21 protein-coding genes and 3 pseudogenes are annotated in these 23,367 nt (G+C 59.8%); 13 read left to right on the forward strand and 11 right to left on the reverse strand.

The features are described from left to right. Positions 1–56: 56 nt before the first annotated feature. Positions 57–1,031, forward strand: a complete 975-nt coding sequence (locus IH404_RS26015; RefSeq protein ID WP_005792096.1) for a serine/threonine protein kinase — start codon at positions 57–59, stop codon at positions 1,029–1,031. Positions 1,032–1,158: 127 nt separating this feature from the next. Then, entirely contained in the window at positions 1,159–2,043 is an 885-nt protein-coding gene (rarD, locus tag IH404_RS26020; RefSeq protein ID WP_005792097.1) for an EamA family transporter RarD, read from the forward strand. A gap of 222 nt (positions 2,044–2,265) precedes the next feature. Here rarD and IH404_RS26025 read toward each other — a convergent pair whose 3' ends face one another. Then, the gene (locus IH404_RS26025) at positions 2,266–2,778 is read right to left on the reverse strand and encodes an ACT domain-containing protein (RefSeq protein ID WP_005792098.1); all 513 of its coding nucleotides are present in this window, start codon (positions 2,776–2,778) and stop codon (positions 2,266–2,268) included. 267 nt (positions 2,779–3,045) lie between these two features. On the opposite strand from IH404_RS26025, the gene IH404_RS26030 reads away from it, so the two are divergent. Then, positions 3,046–5,223, forward strand: a complete 2,178-nt coding sequence (locus IH404_RS26030) for a malate synthase G (protein WP_005792099.1) — start codon at positions 3,046–3,048, stop codon at positions 5,221–5,223. Positions 5,224–5,271: 48 nt separating this feature from the next. Here the strand turns inward: IH404_RS26030 and IH404_RS26035 are convergent, their stop codons facing one another. Together IH404_RS26035 and IH404_RS26040 are read right to left on the reverse strand one after the other, a co-directional pair. Then, on the reverse strand, positions 5,272–5,694 hold the full coding sequence (locus IH404_RS26035) for a hypothetical protein (RefSeq protein WP_032803738.1): 423 nt from the start codon (positions 5,692–5,694) through the stop codon (positions 5,272–5,274). Between the two features lie 137 nt (positions 5,695–5,831). Next, a complete protein-coding gene (locus tag IH404_RS26040; RefSeq protein WP_005792100.1) occupies positions 5,832–6,278 on the reverse strand; it encodes a response regulator in 447 nt (148 codons plus the stop codon). A gap of 245 nt (positions 6,279–6,523) precedes the next feature. On the opposite strand from IH404_RS26040, the gene IH404_RS26045 reads away from it, so the two are divergent. From IH404_RS26045 to IH404_RS26080, 8 genes are all read left to right on the forward strand, one after another. Then, the gene (locus IH404_RS26045) at positions 6,524–8,446 is read left to right on the forward strand and encodes a putative nucleotidyltransferase substrate binding domain-containing protein (protein WP_005792101.1); all 1,923 of its coding nucleotides are present in this window, start codon (positions 6,524–6,526) and stop codon (positions 8,444–8,446) included. Then, positions 8,443–9,150, forward strand: a complete 708-nt coding sequence (locus tag IH404_RS26050) for a 3'-5' exonuclease (protein WP_005792102.1) — start codon at positions 8,443–8,445, stop codon at positions 9,148–9,150. Before IH404_RS26045 ends, IH404_RS26050 begins: the two co-directional genes overlap by 4 nt. 100 nt (positions 9,151–9,250) lie before the next feature. Next, on the forward strand, positions 9,251–9,769 hold the full coding sequence (locus tag IH404_RS26055) for an RNA polymerase sigma factor (RefSeq protein WP_005792103.1): 519 nt from the start codon (positions 9,251–9,253) through the stop codon (positions 9,767–9,769). After that, entirely contained in the window at positions 9,766–10,734 is a 969-nt protein-coding gene (locus IH404_RS26060; protein ID WP_194439422.1) for a FecR family protein, read from the forward strand. The genes IH404_RS26055 and IH404_RS26060 overlap by 4 nt, the downstream gene beginning before the upstream one ends. A gap of 207 nt (positions 10,735–10,941) precedes the next feature. After that, on the forward strand, positions 10,942–13,371 hold the full coding sequence (locus tag IH404_RS26065) for a TonB-dependent siderophore receptor (RefSeq protein WP_194439424.1): 2,430 nt from the start codon (positions 10,942–10,944) through the stop codon (positions 13,369–13,371). Between the two features lie 63 nt (positions 13,372–13,434). After that, positions 13,435–14,538, forward strand: coding sequence for a PepSY-associated TM helix domain-containing protein (locus IH404_RS26070; RefSeq protein WP_005792106.1), 1,104 nt, complete (start codon positions 13,435–13,437; stop codon positions 14,536–14,538). Then, positions 14,535–14,717, forward strand: a complete 183-nt coding sequence (locus IH404_RS26075; protein ID WP_005792107.1) for a hypothetical protein — start codon at positions 14,535–14,537, stop codon at positions 14,715–14,717. The genes IH404_RS26070 and IH404_RS26075 overlap by 4 nt, the downstream gene beginning before the upstream one ends. A gap of 162 nt (positions 14,718–14,879) precedes the next feature. Beyond that, a complete protein-coding gene (locus IH404_RS26080) occupies positions 14,880–15,509 on the forward strand; it encodes a glutathione S-transferase (RefSeq protein ID WP_194439426.1) in 630 nt (209 codons plus the stop codon). Positions 15,510–15,695: 186 nt separating this feature from the next. Here the strand turns inward: IH404_RS26080 and creD are convergent, their stop codons facing one another. From creD to IH404_RS26100, 4 genes are read right to left on the reverse strand one after another with little or no spacing between them, the layout of a single operon-like run. Further along, positions 15,696–17,045: a cell envelope integrity protein CreD gene (creD, locus tag IH404_RS26085; protein ID WP_194439428.1), complete on the reverse strand. Its 1,350-nt coding sequence runs from the start codon at positions 17,043–17,045 to the stop codon at positions 15,696–15,698. 52 nt (positions 17,046–17,097) lie between these two features. Then, positions 17,098–18,537 carry a two-component system sensor histidine kinase CreC gene (gene creC, locus IH404_RS26090; RefSeq protein ID WP_005792110.1) on the reverse strand — a complete coding sequence of 480 codons (1,440 nt, stop codon included), beginning with the start codon at positions 18,535–18,537 and terminating at the stop codon, positions 17,098–17,100. Next, positions 18,537–19,205, reverse strand: a complete 669-nt coding sequence (creB, locus tag IH404_RS26095) for a two-component system response regulator CreB (RefSeq protein ID WP_005792111.1) — start codon at positions 19,203–19,205, stop codon at positions 18,537–18,539. Before creB ends, creC begins: the two co-directional genes overlap by 1 nt. A gap of 8 nt (positions 19,206–19,213) precedes the next feature. Next, positions 19,214–19,714, reverse strand: coding sequence for an ATP-dependent zinc protease (locus IH404_RS26100; protein WP_005792112.1), 501 nt, complete (start codon positions 19,712–19,714; stop codon positions 19,214–19,216). Positions 19,715–19,887: 173 nt separating this feature from the next. On the opposite strand from IH404_RS26100, the gene IH404_RS26105 reads away from it, so the two are divergent. After that, on the forward strand, positions 19,888–20,796 hold the full coding sequence (locus IH404_RS26105; protein ID WP_005792113.1) for an acyltransferase: 909 nt from the start codon (positions 19,888–19,890) through the stop codon (positions 20,794–20,796). Between the two features lie 92 nt (positions 20,797–20,888). Here the strand turns inward: IH404_RS26105 and IH404_RS26110 are convergent, their stop codons facing one another. The 3 genes and pseudogenes from IH404_RS26110 to IH404_RS26120 all read right to left on the reverse strand — a co-directional run. Beyond that, the gene (locus tag IH404_RS26110) at positions 20,889–21,887 is read right to left on the reverse strand and encodes a hypothetical protein (RefSeq protein WP_194439430.1); all 999 of its coding nucleotides are present in this window, start codon (positions 21,885–21,887) and stop codon (positions 20,889–20,891) included. Positions 21,888–22,150: 263 nt separating this feature from the next. Further along, positions 22,151–22,237: pseudogene (locus tag IH404_RS26115) on the reverse strand (two-component system response regulator CreB); the annotation flags it as partial. A gap of 8 nt (positions 22,238–22,245) precedes the next feature. Then, positions 22,246–22,344: pseudogene (locus IH404_RS26120) on the reverse strand (ATP-dependent zinc protease); the annotation flags it as partial. On the opposite strand from IH404_RS26120, the pseudogene IH404_RS26125 reads away from it, so the two are divergent. Beyond that, positions 22,342–22,584, forward strand: a pseudogene (locus tag IH404_RS26125) (acyltransferase); the annotation flags it as partial. The pseudogenes IH404_RS26120 and IH404_RS26125 overlap by 3 nt on opposite strands. Before the next feature lie 33 nt (positions 22,585–22,617). On the opposite strand, the gene IH404_RS26130 reads toward IH404_RS26125, so the two are convergent. Next, a complete protein-coding gene (locus tag IH404_RS26130) occupies positions 22,618–23,223 on the reverse strand; it encodes a hypothetical protein (protein ID WP_005792118.1) in 606 nt (201 codons plus the stop codon). Between the last annotated feature and the right edge of the window lie 144 nt (positions 23,224–23,367).

A 23,367-nucleotide genomic window follows, 5' to 3' on the forward strand; every position in this document is an offset into this window, starting at 1 on the left:
CCGGTGCGTTACCATACCCGGCCGGACGCGGCGCCCTGCTGCGCGCAGGAGTTCGCATGGCCCACCCGTTTGAAACACTCACCCCTGATCTGGTCCTGGACGCCGTCGAAAGCATCGGCTTTCTCAGCGATGCGCGCGTGTTGGCGCTCAACAGCTACGAAAACCGCGTGTACCAGGTGGGTATCGAAGACGCCGAACCGCTGATCGCCAAGTTCTACCGGCCCCAACGCTGGACCAACGAGGCGATCCTCGAAGAGCACCGCTTTACCTTCGAACTGGCCGAGTGCGAAGTACCCGTGGTGGCCCCGCTGATTCACAACGGCGAGAGCCTGTTCGAACACGCAGGTTTCCGCTTCACCCTGTTTCCCCGCCGTGGCGGCCGCGCGCCGGAGCCAGGCAACCTCGACCAGCTTTATCGCCTTGGGCAGTTGCTCGGCCGTTTGCACGCCGTGGGGTCCACCCGCCCGTTCGAACATCGCGAAGCCCTGGGCGTGAAGAACTTCGGTCACGACTCCCTCACCACCTTGCTCGAAGGCAACTTCATTCCCAAAAGCCTGTTGCCGGCCTATGAATCCGTGGCCCGCGACCTGCTCAAGCGTGTGGAAGAGGTTTATAAAGCCACGCCGCACAAGAACATCCGCATGCACGGTGATTGCCACCCCGGCAACATGATGTGCCGCGACGAGATGTTCCATATCGTCGACCTCGACGACTGCCGCATGGGCCCGGCGGTGCAAGACCTGTGGATGATGCTCGCTGGCGACCGCCAGGAATGCCTGGGCCAGCTGTCGGAACTGATGGACGGCTACCAGGAGTTCCACGACTTCGACCCTCGCGAACTGGCCCTGATCGAACCGTTGCGCGCCTTGCGCCTGATGCACTACAGCGCCTGGCTGGCACGGCGCTGGGACGATCCGGCGTTTCCCCACAGCTTCCCCTGGTTTGGCACCGAGCGGTATTGGGGCGACCAGGTGCTGGCGTTGCGTGAGCAACTGTCGGCGCTCAATGAAGAACCGCTAAAACTCTTCTGACTGCTTTGCTTTATGTGGGAGCAAGCCCCCCTCCCACATAAAAATCCCCATTGCCAAGCAAGTCCCCATTATCTGACAAATATCCTTACAATCGCGCTTTGTTAGCTGCCTAAGCAAGGATTCTGCAATGCAAGCCGCCAACCCTCGCAAGGGGTACATCCTGGGCCTGAGCGCCTACGTCATCTGGGGTCTGTTCCCGCTCTATTTCAAAGCCATCGCCAGCGTGCCCGCCGCCGAGATCATCGTGCACCGCGTGCTGTGGTCAGCGCTGTTCGGCGGCTTGCTGTTGATGGTGTGGAAGCACCCTGGCTGGTTTCGCGAACTGCGTGACAACCCCAAGCGCCTGGCGATCCTGGCACTCAGCGGTTCGCTGATCGCGGCCAACTGGCTGACCTATGTGTGGTCGGTGAACAGTGGGCGCATGCTTGAAGCCAGCCTGGGTTACTACATCAACCCGCTGGTGAATGTGCTGTTGGGTATGTTGATCCTCGGTGAACGCCTGCGCCGCCTGCAATGGGTGGCGGTGGGGTTGGCAGCGGTCGGTGTGGCGCAACAAGTGTGGCAGGTGGGTAGCTTGCCATGGGTGTCGCTGGCGCTGGCGTTGACGTTCGGTTTCTACGGCTTGATCCGTAAACAGGCCCCGGTCAAGGCACTTCCGGGGCTGGTGGTGGAAACCTGGATGCTGGTGCCGATTGCCGTCGCCTGGTTGCTGTTCAATCCATCGGCCCACAGTGCACAACTGGAATTCTGGAGCACCTCCGAAGCCTGGTGGTTGGTGGCCGCAGGCCCGGTAACCCTGATTCCATTGGTCTGCTTCAACGCCGCAGCACGGCATTTGCCCTATACCGCACTGGGCTTCTTGCAGTACGTGGCGCCGACCCTGGTGCTGTTGGAAGCGGTATTGCTGTTCGGCGAACACCTGGCGCCAGCCACGCTGATTGCCTTCGCCTTCATCTGGGCCGGGCTGGTGATCTACAGCGTGGATGCATGGCTGACGGTGCGCAAACGCTGATCAAATAACGCACAAACCTTTGCAAGCCACGGCGCCCGTGGCTTGCAGCGTTTCACCCCAAGGTTATCCACAGCCTGATCCCCGCCATTTGTGCACAAGCCCTTGAAACTGCTCGTTTTTTGCTCAGCTGACGGAGAAGTCCGGCCGACGTGGCCTGGCGCCGGGTCTCTACAGGTTATCCACAGGCCCATGCAAGATTTCCATGCATAACCCTGTGGGTGGTTATTCCTCGTTGCGCAGTTCCACCATCAAATCGTCGGCCAAGGTCTCGAGCGATTCCTGCAAGCGCTCCAGAGACAACGTGGACGGCACCTGCAACAAAGCCTCGGCGTTGAACAAGGGGTCCCCGCTCATGGGCGCCGGGCGTACATCGGTACTCAAGCGCTCCACGTTGACACCCTGCTGGCTCAACAGCGCAGTAATCTCGCGCACGATGCCCGAGCGGTCATTGCCCACCAGCGTCATCACAATCGATTTGGACACTGCCGCCTGCCCTGTACTGCCCTCGCCCACCAGCACGCGTATGCCGTGTGTGGATAAGTCTTCCAGCGCGCCCACCAGTGCCTGACGTTGCTCCGTCGGCACGCTGACCCGCAGGATCCCGGCAAACTGCCCGGCCATGTGGGCCATGCGGCTTTCCAGCCAGTTACCACCGTGGGCGGCAATGTTCTGCGCGATGCGTTCAACCAGGCCGGGTTTGTCGGCGGCGATAATTGTGAGTACAAGATGGTCCATGGCGAAGCCCTCTGGAATTCAATCTACAAGGTGGACCCGGGAGCCCTCGAAAACAAATCGTGTACCATTTTTATATTTATCTGGAACAATCCAATAGTTTTTTGAGAACATCCGGTTCTCCGCTGTGACCGTACGACCAAAGTGGGTCGCTAAACGACGTATTTAGTCTAATTTTCACAACCGCAAGTCATCATGTAGTATGCCCAACCGTGCACTACATAATGAAAATCTGAAAAAGCGCATAAGCTCCGCAGAGTGAGGCAAGCAATGACTGAACACGTTCAAGTCGGTGGCCTGCAGGTCGCCAAAGTCCTGTTCGACTTCGTGAACAACGAAGCCATTCCCGGTACCGGCATTACTGCCGACCAGTTCTGGGCCGGTGCCGACAAGGTCATCCACGACCTGGCACCGAAGAACAAAGCCCTACTCGCCAAACGCGACGATTTCCAGGCGCGGATCGATACCTGGCACAAGACTCACGCCGGCCAGGCCCACGACCCGGTGGCCTACAAAGCCTTCCTGCAAGACATTGGATACCTGCTGCCAGAAGCCGCAGACTTCCAGGCCTCGACCCAAAACGTCGACGACGAAATCGCGCGCATGGCCGGCCCGCAACTGGTGGTGCCGGTGATGAATGCGCGCTTTGCCCTCAACGCCTCGAATGCGCGCTGGGGCTCGCTGTATGACGCGTTGTACGGCACCGACGCCATCAGCGAAGCCAACGGCGCCGAAAAGGGCAAGGGCTACAACAAGGTGCGTGGCGACAAGGTCATCGCCTTCGCCCGCGCCTTCCTCGACGAAGCCGCACCGCTGAGCGCCGGCAGCCACGTCGACTCCACCGGCTACAAGATCGTCGACGGCAAGCTGATCGTCAGCCTCAAAGGCGGCAGCAACAGCGGCCTGCGTGACGATGCCCAGTTGATAGGTTTCCAGGGCCCCGCGGCCGAGCCGATTGCGCTCCTGTTCAAACACAACGGCCTGCACTTCGAGTTGCAGATCGACGCCAGCACTCCGGTCGGCCAGACCGATGCCGCCGGCGTCAAAGACGTGCTGATGGAAGCCGCGCTGACCACCATCATGGACTGCGAAGACTCCGTTGCCGCCGTGGATGCCGATGATAAGGTGGTGATCTACCGCAACTGGCTCGGCCTGATGAAGGGCGACCTGGCCGAAGAAGTGGCCAAGGGCGGCAAGACCTTTACTCGTACCATGAACCCTGATCGCGTCTACACCGGCATCGACGGTAACGACGTGACCCTGCACGGCCGTTCGCTGCTGTTCGTGCGCAACGTTGGCCACCTGATGACCATCGACGCGATCCTCGACAAAGACGGCAACGAAGTGCCCGAAGGCATCCTCGACGGCCTGATCACCAGCCTGGCGGCGATTCACAGCCTCAATGGCAACAACACGCGCAAGAACAGCCGCACAGGCTCGGTGTACATCGTCAAACCGAAGATGCACGGCCCGGAAGAAGCCGCGTTCACCAACGAGTTGTTCGGTCGCATCGAAGAGGTGCTGAACCTGGCGCGCAACACGCTCAAAGTCGGGATCATGGACGAGGAGCGCCGTACCACGGTCAACCTCAAGGCCTGCATCAAGGCCGCCAGCGAGCGCGTGGTGTTTATCAACACCGGCTTCCTCGACCGTACCGGCGACGAAATCCACACCTCCATGGAAGCCGGCGCGATGGTGCGCAAGGCCGCCATGAAGGCGGAAAAATGGATCGGCGCCTACGAAAACTGGAACGTCGATATCGGCTTGAGCACCGGCCTGCAAGGCCGTGCACAAATCGGTAAAGGCATGTGGGCCATGCCCGACCTGATGGCGGCGATGCTTGAGCAGAAAATCGCCCATCCATTGGCCGGTGCCAACACCGCCTGGGTACCGTCGCCGACCGCTGCGGCGCTACACGCGTTGCACTATCACAAGGTCGACGTATTTGCCCGCCAGGCCGAACTGGCCAAGCGCGAACGCGCCTCGGTGGACGATATCCTCACCATTCCTCTGGCCAGCAACACCGATTGGTCGGACGAAGAGATCCGCAATGAACTGGACAACAACGCCCAGGGCATCCTTGGCTATGTGGTCCGTTGGATTGACCAGGGCGTTGGCTGTTCGAAAGTACCGGACATCAACGATGTGGGCCTGATGGAAGACCGCGCCACCTTGCGTATCTCCAGCCAGCACATTGCCAACTGGCTGCGCCACGGCGTCGTCAACCAAGACCAGGTGATGGAAAGCCTCAAGCGCATGGCGCCGGTGGTGGACCGTCAGAATGCCGGGGACACGTTGTATCGTCCGTTGGCGCCGGATTTCGACAGCAATATCGCGTTCCAGGCAGCGGTGGAGTTGGTAATTGAAGGGACCAAGCAGCCTAATGGGTATACCGAGCCGGTGTTGCACCGCAGGCGTCGGGAGTTCAAGGCTAAAAACGGCCTGTAAAAGAAAAAGCCCTGATCTTGCGATCAGGGCTTTTTTGTCGGTCACAGACTATTCATATAAAAACGAAACATCATAGGTGCCTTTTACCCGAATGATTGGCAGAGGACGAGGGTACGTTATATCCACGCTGCCTTTAAAACGCCAATCTATACCCGTACGCTCGACGGACACTATGACTTGGCCTTCGGCCCTCTCGTCTCGCGCGTAAGGAAGATAATTGTGGTCTCTACAAAGAATAGCCAGCCCCAGCTCCGATGCATCGAGTTTGTAATCGCCGGGACCTAAGGATTTGCGATACCTAATATGGAACTGCGTTAGCTGCTCACCATAAAATTGAGTGAGGCCCGGGGTAGCCAAGAAATCATTGGGTGTAAAGGTTGGCGCGGGTCGCCCATCTATTAATATTTCAAAGGACGCAGTTCCCTGAGCAACGCTTAGACTTTTTATTCCAGAAAAGAAACCAGTGCTCATGATAACTCCTGTTAACAGGCAGGCTTATGAAGTACCGATCATCCATCAGCACGTTCCAAGTCAGTAAACAGCTCGTACAAGCGTCCTTGCTACTGTCAAAGTTGACAGTTCTGCATGACTCCAGACCAACGGCCGTTTTACTGCACCATCCCCAACTCCCGCTTCACCAACTTCGCCAACTTCACGCTATCAATGGGCTTGAGCAAAAAGTCCACCACACTCAAGTGCATCGCGTCGATCACATCCGGCGCTTCGGCGTCACCCGACATGATGATGATCGGCAGCGCCGCCCGGGTCGACTCACGCACCTGACGAATCAACTCCAGGCCGTTGCTGGGCTGCATGCGCAGGTCGGTGATCAGCAAACCGATAGAGCTGCTCGATTTCAACAAATCCCACGCCGCCTCACCACTGTCGGCGGTCAAGCAACGAATACCGTCCAGCCCCAGGATTTCCGCCAACAGTTCACGCGCATCCTTGTCGTCGTCCACGATCAATACGCGTTGGGGCGGTAAATCAGGCTCGAGCATCACGGCGCTCAACGCCTCGCGCTCGGCATCACTCAAAATATCGTGGTCGGACATACGTTTCTCAGCAGTTCTGAATCAATCTCCCAGCACTCGTCAGACATCTGTGCAAGGTCGAACAATGTGCACTTCGTCGGAAAGTTTGCCTAGTGGGCGTTCTACGGGGTTTGGACGATAGTCATGTAAGGTTTTTCCCTAGTTTTGTAGCGTTTTCACCGACCTAGACTTACGTCCAATGGGCACCCGCGGTGCAGGAGTCGACCATGCAGTACGATAACGACAAAAAAACTGCGGTCACTGTTATGAGTAAAGCTGATGCATTCGCACAGGCGGGTAAAACTGCTGTGTTGCAGAACATCCACGGCACCTTGCAATTGCTGCAACGCTTCCCGCCGTTCAACCAGATGGAGCCAGCGCACCTGGCCTTCCTGGTGGAACAGTGCCAACTGCGCTTCTATGGCCAGGGCGACAGCATCCTCAAACCGTCGGGCGGGCCGGTCGAGCATTTCTATATCGTCAAACAGGGTCGGGTGGTTGGCGAGCGGCCTGACTCGCCAGATCCCACCTTCGAAATCACCACCGGCGAGTGCTTCCCCCTCGCTGCGTTGCTGGGTGAACGTGCGACCCGCACCGAACATAAAGCCGCGCAAGACACCTTCTGCCTGCAACTGAACAAGCCGGCGTTTATCAAGCTGTTTGCCCTTTCCAGCCCGTTTCGTGATTTTGCCTTGCGTGGCGTCAGCAGTCTGCTCGACCAGGTCAACCAGCAAGTGCAGCAAAAAGCCGTGGAAACCCTCGGCACCCAATACTCCCTGAATACCCGCCTGGGCGAATTGGCCATGCGCCACCCGGTGACGTGCAGCCCGCACACGCCGTTGCGTGAAGCGGTCACGTTGATGCACGAGCAACAGGTCGGCAGCATTGTGATCGTGGACGAACACAAGGCGCCCTTGGGCATTTTTACCCTGCGTGACCTGCGCCAGGTGGTGGCCGACGGCACCAGCGATTTCAGCCAGGGCATTGACGGCCATATGACCCAGGCGCCGTTCTTCCTGAGCCCGGACCACAGTGCCTTCGACGCCGCTATCGCCATGACCGAACGGCATATCGCCCATGTGTGTCTGGTCAAAGACCAGCGCCTGTGCGGCGTGGTGTCCGAGCGTGACTTGTTCTCGTTGCAACGCGTGGACCTGGTGCACCTGGCCCGCACTATCCGCAACGCGCCCCGGGTCGACAACCTGGTGGCAATCCGCGGTGAAATCGGCCAATTGGTGGAACGTATGCTTGCTCATGGCGCGTCGTCCACCCAGATCACCCACATCATTACGCTGCTCAACGACCACACCGTCTGCCGGGTGATCGAGCTGACCCTGGCGGAAAAAGGCGACCCCGGCGTGCCATTCAGTTGGCTGTGTTTCGGCAGCGAAGGCCGCCGCGAGCAAACGCTGTACACCGACCAGGACAACGGCATTCTGTTCGAGGCCAAGGACGCCGTCGAAGCTGCCCAGATCCGTGACCGGCTGCTTCCCCTGGCACAGCACATCAATCAAAGCCTGGCGCTGTGCGGCTTCAGCCTGTGCAAGGGCAATATCATGGCCGGCAACCCCGAGCTGTGCTTGTCCCGAGTGGAGTGGGCGCGGCGCTTCGGCGCGTTTATTCGCGAGGCGACGCCGGAGAACCTGCTTAGCTCGAGCATCTATTTTGATTTGCGTGCAGTGTGGGGCGACGAGCGTGGTTGCGAGCAACTGCGTCAGGGCATTCTCGATCAGGTCGCGGACAACCGTTTGTTCCAGCGCATGTTGGCCGAAAACGCATTACGCCAGCGCCCGCCGGTGGGACGCTTTCGCGAGTTCGTGCTGACCCGCAAGGGCGGCGAAAAGGCCACCCTGGATCTCAAGGTGCAGGGCTTGACTCCCTTTGTCGATGGCGCACGCCTGCTCGCCCTGGCCAATGGTATCCACGCCAACAACACCCTGGAGCGCCTGCGTCAGTTGGTCGACAAGCAAGTGATCGAGCCCCTGGATGGCGCGGCTTACGAAGAGGCCTACCACTTCATTCAGCAAACCCGTATGCAGCAGCACCAATTGCAGACCCGCGAGAACCAGCCCTACTCCAACCGCGTCGACCCCGACAGCCTCAACCACCTCGACCGACGCATCCTGCGTGAATCCCTGCGCCAGGCCCAGCGCCTGCAAAGCAGCCTGACCTTGCGGTATCAACTGTGAGTTGGTTCGGCTGGTTTCATAAGCAAAAACCCGGGCTGAATGCCGCGCAACAACAGCGCCTGGAACAACTGCCCAAGCCTTGCGCACTGGGCGATGGTTCGTTGCGCAACCAACGCTGGGTCGTGGTGGATCTGGAAACCAGCGGCCTGAACCTGAACCGTGACCAGGTGCTGTCCATCGGCGCCGTGGTGATCGAGGACGGTGCGGTGGATTTTTCGCAACTGTTCGAACGCACCCTGCAACGCACCGACACCAAGCTCAGCCCCAGCGTATTGATTCATGGTCTCGGCCCCAGTGCGATTGCCGCCGGCAGCGACCCGGCCGAGGCGCTGCTGGATTTCATGGCATTCGTGGGCGACAGCCCGTTGCTGGCCTTCCATGCACCGTTCGATCAACACATGCTGGGCCGCGCGCTCAAGGACAGCCTGGGTTATCGCCTGGCTCACCCGTTTCTCGACGTGGCCGACCTGGCACCGCTCTTGTGCCCCGACGCCACGCTACGCGAGGCCGGGCTGGACGACTGGGTCAAGCATTTCCAACTGCAGGTCGGCGAGCGTCATCACGCCAGCGCCGATGCACTGGTCACGGCGGAGCTGATGCTGATCCTGTTCAGCCGTGCACGGCAGCAGCAGATCGACACGCCCCACGCGCTGCAAGAGCGTTTGGCCCAGTGGAAACGGCGCCAACAAGCGCCATCGTTTTAATGTCACCTCCCGACAGACGCTAATTGCGCCCATCCCACGCCTCTGACACAATCGCGAATAATTCTCGTTAGTTTAAACCTACTATTTATTCGGTGATGCCTTGTCGTCGGTCCAGACCCCACACAGTGAGCTTGTTGGCGCGTTGTATCGCGACCATCGTGGCTGGCTGCTGGCCTGGCTACGCCGCAATGTGGCCTGCCCGAGCCGCGCCGAAGACCTGAGCCAGGACACTTTCATGCGCCTGCTGGGCCGCGACGGCTTGCGCGAGCCCCGTGAACCCCGGGCGTTCCTGGTGGCCATAGCCAAGGGCCTGCTGTTCGACTACTTCCGTCGAGCCGCTCTGGAACAGGCGTATCTCACCGAATTGATGCTGATCCCCGAAAGCGAACACCCATCGCCGGAAGCACAGCAACTGATCCTTGAAGACCTCAAGGCCATCGACCGCCTGCTCGGCAAGCTGTCGAGCAAGGCCCGCGCCGCGTTCCTCTACAACCGCCTCGACGGCCTGGGCCACGCCGAAATCGCCCAGCGCCTCGGTGTGTCGGTGCCCCGTGTGCGCCAGTACCTGGCCCAGGGTATACGCCAGTGCTACATCGCGCTGTATGGCGAGCCCTCGTGACAGCCATTGGCTCCAAACCGGTTTCGGCACGGGTGCTGGATGCCGCGATTGCGTGGCAACTGTCTCTGGACTCGGGCGACGGCAGCGCGGTGGAACAGCAAGAGTTCGCCAAATGGCTGGCCAGCGATGAGGAACATGCCCGCGCCTGGCGCCAACTGGGCATGCTCGATCAGCGCTTCAGCGTGGCCGCCGGCCCGGCCCGGGCGGCGTTGCTGCAATCGCGCCACGGCATTCGCCAGCGCGTACGCAAGTTGGGCCGTGGCCTGGCGAGTATCGTACTGGTGTGTGGCCTGGGCTTGTTTGCCGGCGAGCGTTACGTGCCGATCCACTACTGGCTGGCCGACCAGCGCACCGCCACCGGCGAGCAACGCACGCTGAAACTGGACGATGGCACCTCGATCAACCTCAATACCCATAGCGCCATAGATGTGCGCTTCGACGAAAAGCGCCGATTGATTGTGTTGCAGGAGGGCGAAATCCTCGTCGAAACCGGCCACGACGATTCACGCCCGTTCTATGTGCAAACCCGCGACGGCAGCCTGCGAGCGCTGGGTACCCGGTTTATCGTCAAGCGCGAAGACGACGCTACGCGCTTGAGCGTGTTGCAGTCCGCCGTGGCTGCCCAGCCTGAAGCGCTGCATCAGGAGCACGTTTTCAAAGCAGGCCAGCAAGTGTTGATGCGCAGCGATGGCCTTGGCCCGCTGCTGGCCGTGACCCACGCCACCGACGCCTGGACCCGTGGCATGTTGGTGGTCGACAACGCCCGTCTGGGCGATGTGATCGAAGAACTGGGCCGCTACCGCACCGGGCATCTAGGCGTGGATGACAACGTGGCCGACCTGCGCATCACCGGCAGCTTCCCCCTGCACGACACCACGCTGGCGTTGAATGCGCTGTTGCCGACCTTGCCGGTGCAGATCAAGCAGCACACGCCGTGGTGGGTGACTGTCGCTGCCAAGCCTTAGATTCTGTGGTGACCGGGCAATCGCCATCGGGAGCAAGCCCCCTCCCACATTGGAAGGTACTCACGCATCAAAATGTGAGAGGGGGCTTGCTCCCGATGAGGCCCTGAAACACACCGCCAAAAAATAGTTTCACCCAGCCCTATCACTTTCCGATTCTCGCTCGGCACCTAGGCAATTGAGAAATATTTCCATTCAGGAGCCGCCCTTATGTCCCGCACGCTAGACACCTTGTTGCGCCCCAGTCTGTTAGCCCTGGCCATCGCCCTCAGCGCTCCGCTGGCGAGCACTTCGCTGATCGCTGCTGAACAAGCCTTGAGCGTGCGCGCCTATAACCTGCCGGCCGCCCCATTGGCCAGCACCCTGAACCAGATCGCCAGCCAGGCTGGCCTGGCGCTGACCCTCAACCCGGCACTCGCCGCCGGTAAAACCTCGGCCCCGGTCAAGGGCCAGTTCGATGCACAGAGCGCGTTGCGTGAGGCGTTGCGCGGTACTGGCTTGCAGTTGGAACAAAGCAGTACGGGCACTTACACCCTGGTGCCGGTTCCGGAGGGCGTCGTCGCCTTGCCGACTACCAACATCACCGGCCAGGGCAGCTATGAAAGCGCTTGGGGGCCGGTGGAGGGGTATGTGGCAAAGCGCACCGCCGCCGGCACCAAAACCGATACCGCGCTGGTCGAGGCGCCACGCTCGATTTCGGTAGCCACCCGCGAGCAGATGCAAGACCGCAACGTCCAAAACCTCGACGATGCCGTCAAATACATGCCCGGTATCGTGTCCGCCAGCTACGGCAGCGACACTCGCTACGACTGGATGCGCGTACGCGGCTTCGAGCCGACGCAATTCCTCGATGGCCTGCCACTGCCACGGGGGGTGTATGCCAACCCGAAAGCCGAAACCTGGAACCTGGATCGCCTCGCTTTGCTGCGCGGTCCGGCCTCGTCTGTCTACGGCCAGACCCCACGGGGTGGCCTGTTGGACATGGTCAGCCGCCGCCCCAGCGCTGAATCGAGCCACGCCATCCAGGTGCAATACGGCAGTGACAACTACCGCCAGATCAATTTCGAAAGCACTGGCAAGATCGATAATGAAGGCCAGTTTCTCTACAGCGTTGGCGGCGTGGTGCGCGATGCCGGTACCCAGGTCGATCACATCGACAACAAGCGCTACAACATCGCACCGAGCCTGACCTGGAATATCGACACGGATACCAAGCTGACCTTGCTGTCACAGTTCACCCGTGACGATACCGGGGCCACCAGCCAGTTCCTGCCGATAGTCGGCACCAAGATCAAGTCGCCGCTGGGTGACGTTTCGCATCATAAGAACCTGGGCGATCCGGACTACGAGTACTACGACCGTACCTATTACGCACTCGGCTACGCATTCGAGCACCGTTTCAACGATACATGGCAGTTCAAACAGAACCTGCGTTACACCAAATCAGAACTGTCGTTCCAGCAATTGACCGTGGGGGCCTATGGCTGGGCGCCGGTCGACGCTGAGGGCAATATCGATCGATCGTCCACCAACGTGGACGAGAACATCGGACAATTGGCGGTCGATAACAACTTTCAGGCCGACTTCGCCACCGGTGACGTCACCCACACCCTTCTGCTCGGACTGGACCACCAGCGTACCGATACCTCGTACTTGTCGATTTACGGGCAGGCCGGAAGAGTCAACATCTTCAACCCGGTCAACACCACGCCGGTTGAACGCCCCGCACGCTCCGGCGCTTTCTACGATTACAACCAGAAAACCATCCAGACCGGTCTCTACGTGCAGGACCAAATGGCGCTGGACAACTGGCGCCTGACCCTGGGCGGCCGTGAAGACTGGGTGCACCAAGGTACAACTTACTTCAACAAAAACGACGCGACCAATACTGACCGCAGCAAGAATTTCAGCGGTAACGCGGCACTGAGCTATGTGTTCGACTCGGGCTTCGTACCGTACATTTCCTACGCCGAATCGTTCCAACCGGCGAGCAACGCCAGCGCTTCACCTACAGAGTCCTATAAACCCACCGAGGGCAAGCAGTGGGAATTGGGGATCAAGTACCAACCGCCGGGCTCGAACACGCTGCTCAGTGCAGCGGTGTATGACCTGACCCAGAAGAACGTTCTGGTCAGCAGCTTCCAGTCCGGTGGTGTATCTGTTACCGACCAGACCGGCGAAGTGAAAGTCAAAGGTCTGGAGCTGGAAGCCATCTCTGACGTCACCGAAAACCTCAAGGTAATCGCGGCGTATACCCTGGCCAAATCCGAAGTGCAAAAAGGCGATTTCAAGGGCAATCGCCTGCAATTGATGCCCAACCAACAAGCCTCCTTGTGGACCGACTACACCTGGCACACCGGCGCCCTCGACGGTTTCGGCATCGGCTTCGGCGCACGCTACACCGGCAATACCTATGGCGACCAAGCCAATACCTGGGCCGGCAAGGCCAATGCCTACACCGTGTTCGACGGCGCCGTGCACTACGACCTCGGTCGCCTCGACAACAGCCTTAAAGGCGCGTCGGTGAAACTGAACGCGACCAACCTGTTCAACAAGGACTACATTTCCACCTGTGATGGCTCGTACTGCTACTTCGGCGACCAACGCAGCGTCGTCGCCAGCGCCACCTATCAGTGGTGATCAGCTTGAGTTAACAACCAGGCCGCCCCACAGGGCGGCTTGAGTGCATCTGAAGGCTCGAAAATGAAAAGCAAAACCATCCGCCGCTGGTCCTTCATCCACACCTGGACCAGCCTGATCTGCACCGTATTCCTGCTACTGCTCGCCCTCACCGGCTTGCCGTTGGTGTTCCACCACGAGATCGACCACCTGCTGGGTAACGAGCCCGAGTTGGCACAGATGCCGGCCGATACGCCGCAGCTCAACCTTGAGCAGCTTGTGGCCAAAGCCCAGGCCCATCGACCCGGCGAGGCCATGCAGTACCTGGCGTGGGACGAAGACGACAAGAACGGTGTGATCGCGATCATGGCCGCCACGGCCGGCACCGAGCCGAACTCGTCGCACACCTTCATGCTCGACGCCCGCACTGGCGAAGCAGTGGAAACCCCGGCGGCCAATGGTGGGCTGACCCTGTTCCTGCTGCGCCTGCATGTGGACATGTTCGCCGGCCTGCCGGGCAAGTTGCTGCTGGCGTTCATGGGCCTTCTGTTTGTGCTGGCGATTGTTTCGGGCACGGTGTTGTACCTGCCGTTCATGCGCCGCTTGAAGTTCGCCACCGTGCGTCAGGACAAGTCCACCCGCCTGCGCTGGCTCGACCTGCACAACCTGATCGGCGTGGTCACCCTGACGTGGGCGCTGGTGGTGGGCGTGACCGGCGTGATCAGCGCCTGCGCCGACCTGATCATCGCCGCCTGGCGCCAGGACAGCCTCAGCGCCATGATCGAACCCTACCAAAACGCTCCGCCGCTGACCCACCGCGCACCGGCCACCGAGCTGCTGAGCATTGCCGCCCAGGCCGCGCCGGGCATGGAGCCGGACTTTATCGCCTTCCCCGGCACGCGCTTCTCCAGCGAGCATCACTATGCGGTGTTCATGAAAGGCAGCACGCACCTCACCTCCCATCTGCTCACGCCGGTGCTGATCGACGCCAGCACCCTGGCCGTCACCGCCATCGCCGAGCGCCCCTGGTACATGGACGCCATGGGCATGTCCCAACCGCTGCACTTCGGTGATTACGGCGGGATGCCGATGAAGATCTTGTGGGCAGTGCTGGATGTGCTGACCATCGTCGTGCTGGTCAGCGGCATTTACTTGTGGATCGTGCGGCGCAAGGCGGCCAAGGTATGAAGCCTCGGCAGTCGAATTTCTGGAAGGTGTTTGGCATTCCGCTGGGAATTGGCCTGCTCAGTGCCGCCGGGTTGTTTGCGGCGTTGCTGGGGGATGGGGTGTGGGATTCTTTGAGCTGGGTGGGGTTGGGCGTACCTGCTGCCATTGGCGCTTGGGCGTTGGGCAAGCGGCGCGGCTGAGGGCGCTATCGGGGGCAAGCCCCCTCCCACATTTGATTTGTGAACGCCGTCCACTGTGGGAGGGGGCTTGCCCCCGATGAGGCCCTCAGGATCACAAAAATCCCCCTCGCCAGCCACTGCGCAAGCATCTACGCTAGCCCCAGTCCATTTCGAGGAATGCCCATGTCCGCCCCCAGCATGACCTTGTTCCACAACCCGGCCTCGCCCTTCGTGCGTAAAGTGCGCGTGCTGCTGATCGAGACCGGCCAGCAGGACCGTGTGGCCCTGCACGCTTGCCTGCCGACACCGGTCAACCCGGATGCCCAAGTGCTGCAAGGCAACCCCGTGGGCAAGATCCCGGCGCTGCGCCTGGCCGACGGTTCGGTCCTGCACGACAGCCGGGTGATCCTCGATTACTTCGACCACCAGCATGTCGGCAACCCGCTGATCCCCCGTGATGGCTCGGTGCGCTGGCGGCGCCTGACGTTGGCCTCGATGGCCGACGGCATCATGGATGCCGCCGTGCTGGTGCGTTACGAGACCGCCATGCGCCCGCTGGAAAAACACTGGGATCAATGGCTGGACGAACAGCGCAACAAGATTCGTCGCGCTCTCGCCGAGCTGGAGCAGGACGCCATCGCCGAACTGGCCAGCCATTTCGATATCGCTTCGATCAGCGTCGCCTGCGCCCTGGGCTACCTCGACTTTCGCCATCCGGATATGCAGTGGCGCTCGGACAACCCCAAGCTCGCCGCCTGGTACGCCGAGGTCAGCCAGCGGCCTTCGATGCAGCAGACCCAACCGCCCGCCTGACATGTATACCTACCCCCTGTGGGAGCGGGCTTGCCCGCGATTGCGGCGTGTCATTCAGTACATCTGCTTCTGAACCCCCTCTATCGCGGGCTTGCCCGCTCCCACAGGGGACGGTGGTGGTATTGAGGAAGGTGGCGATCCTTAAGGCCAACTGCGCCCCCGCTTGCTGATCCTCCCGCAACCCAATCATTGCCCTTGCTCCACCTTGCGCTTACCCACCCCATACCAATCCAGTTTGCGCGTCAGCACCATGACCGTGCCCAGCAGGCCAAACAGCAACAGCGAACCCATCAGCAGCGCGTAATCCTCGGCACTGAGCAACCCGAACAACAAGCCATACAACGCCGCCAACCCTGCCGAGAACCCCAGCCCATGGACGACGCTGCGCAGCACATGGCACACGTAAAAACCGATCAACAACACACAGGCACTGGCCGATATCAGGTACGCCAAGGCAAAGCCCACATGCTCGGACAGCGACAACAGCAACAGGTAGAAGAACGCCAGCGCCACGCCCACCAATGCATACTGAATCGGGTGCACCGCCAGGCTCTTGAGCACTTCGAACAGGAAGAAGCCAGCGAAGGTCAGGGCGATAAACAACAGCGCGTATTTGATCGCACGGTCGCTCTTGAGGTACTGGTCCACCGGGTCGATGAAGTTCACGCCAAAGCTGCGGTTGTTGAAGTCTTCGCAGCCCTGGCGGTCCAGGCAGCTTTGCAGCGCTTGTTCAAGGTTGGTGGAGAAGAATGAGGTCTGCCAACTGGCACTGAAGCCCTGGTCGTTGACTTCCCGTTGAGCTGGCAGGAAGTTGCCGATGAAACTCGGGTGCGGCCAGTTGGACGCCAGGGACACCTGGCTGGTCTTGCCCACCGGCACCACTTGCAGTTGTTCGGTGCCTTGCAGACGCAGGTCGAAGGCGAAATCCAGCACGGCAGGTTTCTTGCCGTCTTGCGTTGGCAACATCACATGCACGCCCTCGCCCAGCCAGTCCACCTGCGAGCCCGGCGAGAACTCCAGGCGCTGATCACCCAGCTCCAGCTTCAAAGCGTTTTCAATGCCGCGAATATCGCTGATGCCCACCGCCAGAAACGCAGGCTCAAAGCGGTAATCGGCAAAGTCTTCGGTGATCCCCAACTGCGCAGGCAATTCAAAACGCCCGCTGATGCGGTTGTCAGCATGGAACAGCCGCGCCTGGTAGATACCCCGCGCACGCAGTTCGGTTTGCACCTTGCCGTCGAGCTCGAAATGCTCCGGCAGGAAATACAACCGGCCACGCTCTTCACGGGTTTCTTCGTAGCGTTTATTGAGCTTTTCATTGAGCTTCCATTCACGCACCGTCTTGCGAAACGGCACCACCATCACCGGCCCGGTGAGGCGCTGGGCGTAACTGGAACTGCGGGCGATGTCCATCAATACGCCGTCGCGCAGTTGCTGGCGGTCGGTGATGATGCCGTTGATCATCAGCAACGGAATCAGCAACAGCAGAATCAGCAGCGCAATCGCGCCAAGTTTGAAAAGCAGGCTGCGGTTCATGGGTCTCTCCCTGTTTGAATGGGGGAGAGTCTGCCCAGCCGATATGGGGGATTTATGCGGGCAATGTGGAGACTGTGTGGAGATGCAGCACCGCTTGCACGCCGCCTGGCACATTGCCGATCTGCAGCGAGCCGCCGTGCAGCTTCATCACCTCCTCGACAAAGTTGAGCCCCAGGCCCGTGCTTTTACGCCCGCTGGCCGGACGTGGCAGCGAGTAGAACCGCTCGCTCAGGCGCGGCAGCGCGTAATCGGGAATCGCCGCGGCCTGGTTGAACAGACTGACCTGCACATCGTTATGCCGCACCTGGGCACTGAACCTCAGCGTGCCGCCGGGTGGGGTGAAATCCAGCGCATTGTCGAGCAGGTTGCCCAGGGCCTGACGCAGCAGGAAGGGTTCGCCAAATACCTTCACATCGGCAGCGATGACCTGCTCCACCTGCAAGCCGGCACCTTCGATTCGCGCACATTGGGCCTTGAGCACCTCATCGACCAACACCGCCAGCGGGATGTACGATTGCTCCTCCAGCCCCTGACGTTGCTCAACCTGGGCCAGGTTCAACAGGCGTTCGATCAACTGTTGCAGGCGCGCGCTTTCGCTGTCGATATTGCCGACAAACCGCTGCTGCTGCTCACGGCTCATATCGCCCTGCAACAGCTCCGCCGCACCGCGAATCGCCGCCAACGGGCTTTTCAATTCATGGGTCAGCGTGTGCACGTAGCGCTCTACATAAGCCTTGCCTTCCAGCTGCGTGCGCATGTGTTCCACGGCGGTGGACAACTGCTTGAGCTCGCCGCCGCGATAATGCGGCAACTCGGCGCGGCGGCCCTCGCTCACGGCTTCGGCATAGGCGGTAAGGCGTCGGAGGGCGACGGTCAACCACCACGACAATAGCGCCCCCAGCAACAGGCCCAGAATCACCAGCCCCGCGCCATACCACAGCAGGCGGCGCTCAGTGCGATCCACGTAGGGTTGCAACGAGCTGTTGGGCTTGGCCACGGTGACCACGCCAATGATCTGGCCGTTATCGCGAATAGGCGCTCCCACGTGCATCACGGATGACGTGGGATCGTCCACGTCGCTGCGAGTGGAGCGCGCACCGTATTCGCCGCGCAGGGTCAGGTACACATCGTTCCACTTCGAATAGTCCTGGCCCACCGCTTCACCGCTGGAGTCAAGCAGGACCCTGCCCTTGGCGTCGGTCACATAAATACGATGGTTGACCTGGTTTTTCGGCAGGCCCCAGATCACCGCACCCGGCTGGCGATTGCCGTAAGCCTTGAGCAGCGCTGGCCAATGACTCTGGCCCAGGGTGCCGTTCTTCACATCTTCGCGCAGGATTTCAGCCAGCAGGTTGGCGGTGTCCACCAATGTTTCTTCGGTGGACTGGCGCACGCCGGGGCGGATTTCCTTCATCACCGTGTTGAGTACGAAGTAGCCAGTCAGGCCGATAAACAGCGCATACACCAGGAAAATCCGCAGCCCCAGGCGCATCAGCTGTGGCTCGGGCTGTAGCTGTAGCCCAGGCCGCGATGGGTCTGGATCGGCTCGGCCTGCGCCGCCACGCCACGCAATTTGCTGCGCAGGCTTTTGATGTGGCTGTCGATATTGCGCTCGTAGCCGGCATCGGCGGGCACACCTACGGCGTCCAGCAGTTGCTCGCGACTGAACACGCGCTCGGGTTGTTCCAACAGGCTTTGCAGCAGGCGGAACTCATGGCGCGTGAGGCTCAGGGGTTGCCCGCGATAGTGGATCTGCATGCGCTCCAGGTCCACCTGGAACAGCATCGGGGCCGCACCCGGACCAACACGCTTGAGAATCGCCCTCACCCGCGCCGCTACTTCCCGAGGGCTGAAGGGCTTGACTACATAATCGTCGGCACCGATTTCCAACCCCACCACCCGGTCGATCTCGGCATCCCTGGCACTGAGGAACATCACTGGCACTTCGCTGAACCGGCGCAGGTGCTTGCAGGTTTCAAAGCCAGTGATGTCCGGCAGGCCGATGTCGAGGATGATCAGGTCGGCCGGGCTCTGGCGCTGATGCTCCAGCGCCGCCTGGCCGAGCGTCAGCCAGGTGGTGGTGAAGCCCTCGCCTTGCAGGGCAAAGATCAGCGTGTCGGCTATCGCCGCTTCGTCTTCGACAATCAGGATGTGCGGCATGGGTTCAATCAGCAGTCCGGTTTGTCGGCAGTGTAGCGACGTGCCGGGTTCACCGCCGCGCCAAATTCACGCAGGGCCTTGGCGCCGATCAGCAGCGGGTAGTTGAAGCTGCTGCGGTCGGTGAGGTTGACCTCGACGGTGCGCTTGACGTCGCCCAGGCACATCTCCAGATCGATCACCGGACGCTTGGCCACGCTGGCTTCGTCCTTGTCGTCATCTTCGTCGGCGCGACTCTTGATCTTGCTGATGCGCGACACTTTGTGCTCGTAGACCTTGTTGCCGGCGTCCTTGCCGCCGAGGCGGAAGCGCACCCAATCGTCGCCGTCGCGGGTGAAGGTCTCGATGTCCCGGGCCGACAGCGAGGCGGTCAGTGCGCCGGTATCCATCTTGGCCTTGAAGGTTTCGCCGATCTCCGGCAACTGGATGTATTCGTAGCGACCATAAAGGGTCGGTTCGGCAGCCATGACAGGCAGGGCCAGCAGAGCGAGGGAGGCAAATAACAGTTTCACGAAGTGAGTTCCTCGGAAAGAAGTAGGCGGATTCTAGACCGCAAACGCGGCACTTAGTTAGTGACTGCCACCCTACACGGCACATTGTGAAACATTCGTCCGCTGATTTGCGATTTGGCCTCTAGACTCACCTTGCTTATCATGACCCGCCCACACGATCCCAAGAGTTATTTATGCGCCGCCTGCTCACCGGCTGTTTGGTCACACTGCTGCTGTTACTCAACACGCTGATCCTGATCGGCCCCTTGATGGTCTTTGCCCTGCTCAAGCTGGTGGCGCCGGGCCGCTCGCGTGACTATGCATCCTGGGCGGTGATGTGGATCGCCGAGACCTGGGCCGAGATCGACAAGTTGATTTTCTCGCTGTGCATTCCAACCCAATGGGATATCCGCGGCGGTGAGGACCTGCGCAGTGACACCTCCTATCTGGTCATCAGCAACCACCAATCCTGGGTAGATATTCCGGCACTCATCCAGGCGCTGAACCGGCGCACACCGTTCTTCAAATTCTTCCTGAAAAAAGAGCTGATCTGGGTGCCCTTCCTCGGCCTGGCCTGGTGGGCGCTGGATTACCCGTTCATGAAGCGCTATACCAAGGCATTTCTGGCCAAGCATCCTGAACTGGCAGGGCAGGATCTGAAAATCACCAAGAAGGCCTGCGAGCTATTCAAGCGCCAGCCGGTGACGGTGGTCAATTACCTGGAAGGCACGCGGTTCAGCGAGGCCAAGCGCGCGCAACAGGATTCACCCTTTACCCGGCTACTCAAGCCCAAGGCAGGCGGCGTCGCGTTTGTGCTGGCCGCAATGGGTGAACAGCTGGACGCGGTACTCGACGTGACCGTGGTCTACCCGCAACAAAAGATTCCGGGGTTCTGGGAATTGATCAGTGGCGCGGTGCCGAAGGTGATCGTGGATATCCGCACCCGCGAGCTGGACCCGGCGTTGTGGCAAGGGGATTACGAAAACGATCCGGCCTTTCGCCAGACCGTCCAGAACTGGGTCAACCAGCTCTGGACGGAAAAGGACCGTCGAATCCATGAACTGCTGGAAAACGAAGGCATGCAATGCGAAAGCCAGCGATGATGGAACCTTCCAAGGTCATACACGAGACCTTGAAAGGTAATCCATAGTGGTGTCTTGCTTCCTACAGTTCCCTACTGTTTCGAAGCTACCGCTCAAGCCAGCTCATTTATGCTGTTGCGCAGAGCATCTCGTACCTGCGTAGGGTTGGTCCTGTCAAAAAGGGAATCCAAAGCCGCACGCATCTTTTCTGATGCTTGCGAGATATTGCCTCCAGCGGCCTGGGCGCCCAACACTCCAAGGAGATTGGAAATCACTGCGTCAGCGGAAGTCTGCACAGACGAGGGCACATTTGCCAAATCGCTGCGCGGCGCTCCGGATGCATCGACCTCATGTAGCTGGCCGTCCGCGCCCTTCACAGTATGCACGCCACCTTCAGGCAACGGTTTGTCTGCCGGCCAATCTTTGGCACCGAGGTCCGCAAGACGCACGGCGCCTTCAGGCAATGGTTTGCCTGCCGGCCAATCTTGGGCACCGAGGTCCGCAAGACGCACGGCGCCTTCAGGCAATGGTTTGCCTGCCGGCCAATCTTTGGCACCGAGGTCCGCAAGACGCACGGCGCCTTCAGGCAATGGTTTGCCTGCCGGCCACTCTTGGGCACCGAGGTCCGCAAGACGCACGCCACCTTCAGGCAACGGTTTGTCTGCCGGCCAATCTTGGGCACCGAGGTCCGCAAGACGCACGGCGCCTTCAGGCAATGGTTTGCCTGCCGGCCAATCTTTGGCACCGAGGTCCGCAAGACGCACGCCACCTTCAGGCAACGGTTTGTCTGCCGGCCACTCTTGGGCACCGAGGTCCGCAAGACGCACGGCGCCTTCAGGCACTGGTTTGCCGGCCGGCCACTCTTTGGCCAGAGCATTGCTAGAACCCGAAACTTGTTTCAGCCCAGACATCAAATTATTGAGTGCCCGCTCAGGATTCGACCCATTAGCGACGCCACTCAGATCGTTGCGCAAGTTCTGCAGCAAATTCGCGCTCAATCCCAGGTTATGCAACACATTGGGGTCGATCAGCCTAGCCTTGCTGGTCGGCACATGGGCGCCAACCTGGTTGTATAGATTCTGGAGCGTGGTTTGCAGGTTAATAGAATTCATCAGATCACCATGTAGTTATTCGGTCGATTACCCTTCAAACAGTACTGCTGTGGTGTTACGAAGGTGACTACTATGTGGCGCCCAACTTTCCTACCGTTCCTACTGATCCACTACAATTTATTTCGCCTACATCCCACTCATCATGAAATATGACTCATTGATAATTATAGGAAACGCGATCCTTGGAGAAAGGCAGCTTAGCCGCCGCCCCCCCCAAGCCTGGGCACTGAGGAACATCACTGGCACTTCGCTGAACCGGCGCAGGTGGTGGTGAAGCCCTCGCCTTGCAAGGTAAAGATCAGCGTGTCGGCTATCGCCGCTTCGTCTTCGACAATCAGGATGTTCGGCATGGGTTCAATCAGCAGTCCGGTTTGTCGGCAGTGTAGCGACGTGCCGGGTTTACCGCCGCGCCAAATTCACGCAGGGCCTTGGCGCCGATCAGCAGCGGGTAGTTGAACAACTGGATGCAGTGCTCGATGTGACGGTGGTTTATCCGCAGCAAAAGATTCCGGGGTTTTGGGACTTGATCAGCAGCGCGGTGTCGAAGGTGATCGTGGATATCCGCACCCGCGAACTGGATCCGACGTTGTGGCAAGGGGATTACGAGAATGATCCGGCGTTTCGCCAGACCGTCCAGAACTGGGTTAACCAGCTCTGGCTTGAGAAAGATCAGCGGATAGACGAGGTTCTTGAATGAACCTGCGAAAGATCACCACGGGTATAAATCCCCTCAAACAGCTTCTTTTAAAACCTCCATAACTTTAGAGACCAACTGTGCCGAATCCAGGCCGGCCTGGTTTGCCTCTTTGAGCGCGGCTCTCAGCGACTCGCCAAAATGCTTGCCATTGAAGTTTGAGCCGGAGAACTTAAGTAAACTATCGGCCAAATCCCCTGCTACTTTGTCGTACATCTCTGGATCAGGATTGTTCAGCGTTTCAGACTTGGCAAAATGACTCTTCGAACTGTCTGCCACCCCTATCGCCTCAGACTGCAAGTGGTCAAGCAATGCCGTTGAATCAAAACGATTCTCTGCACCAGGGGCAAAATAATCGGCCACGCCAGCGAGTATTTGGCTAAGGGGCTGTTCAGGATCCCTTGCTTTTGCGAGGTTGTGTAGTGCGTCTTGCACAGTAAGGCGAAGGTCAGCGGGTGGTTCTTGTGAATTCCTTTTGGAGCGAGCCGTTGATTTCTTGTAATCATCATAGTTAATACCCAGCTCTTCAAGGCGCTCACGCAGCGCTTGTTCATATGAGCTCTCTGGACTCTCGTCCCGCTGAAGCCCAGACACATTGATATAGTTTTTTATGTCTGGGATGCTCAGGCCCTTAAAATCCATAACGCCACCTCTCATACATCACTAGGGAAAACCTTCCAAGGTCGTTGTGAGCGACCGTTGAAAGGTAACGATATGTGGCGTATTTCTTCCTACGGTTCCCTACAACCGAATGATTTTTAACAGGTGGGATTTTTCAGCGCTCAT

It is taken from the genome of Pseudomonas sp. OST1909, from assembly GCF_015277575.1.
GTDB classification, from domain to species: Bacteria; Pseudomonadota; Gammaproteobacteria; order Pseudomonadales; family Pseudomonadaceae; genus Aquipseudomonas; species Aquipseudomonas synxantha_A.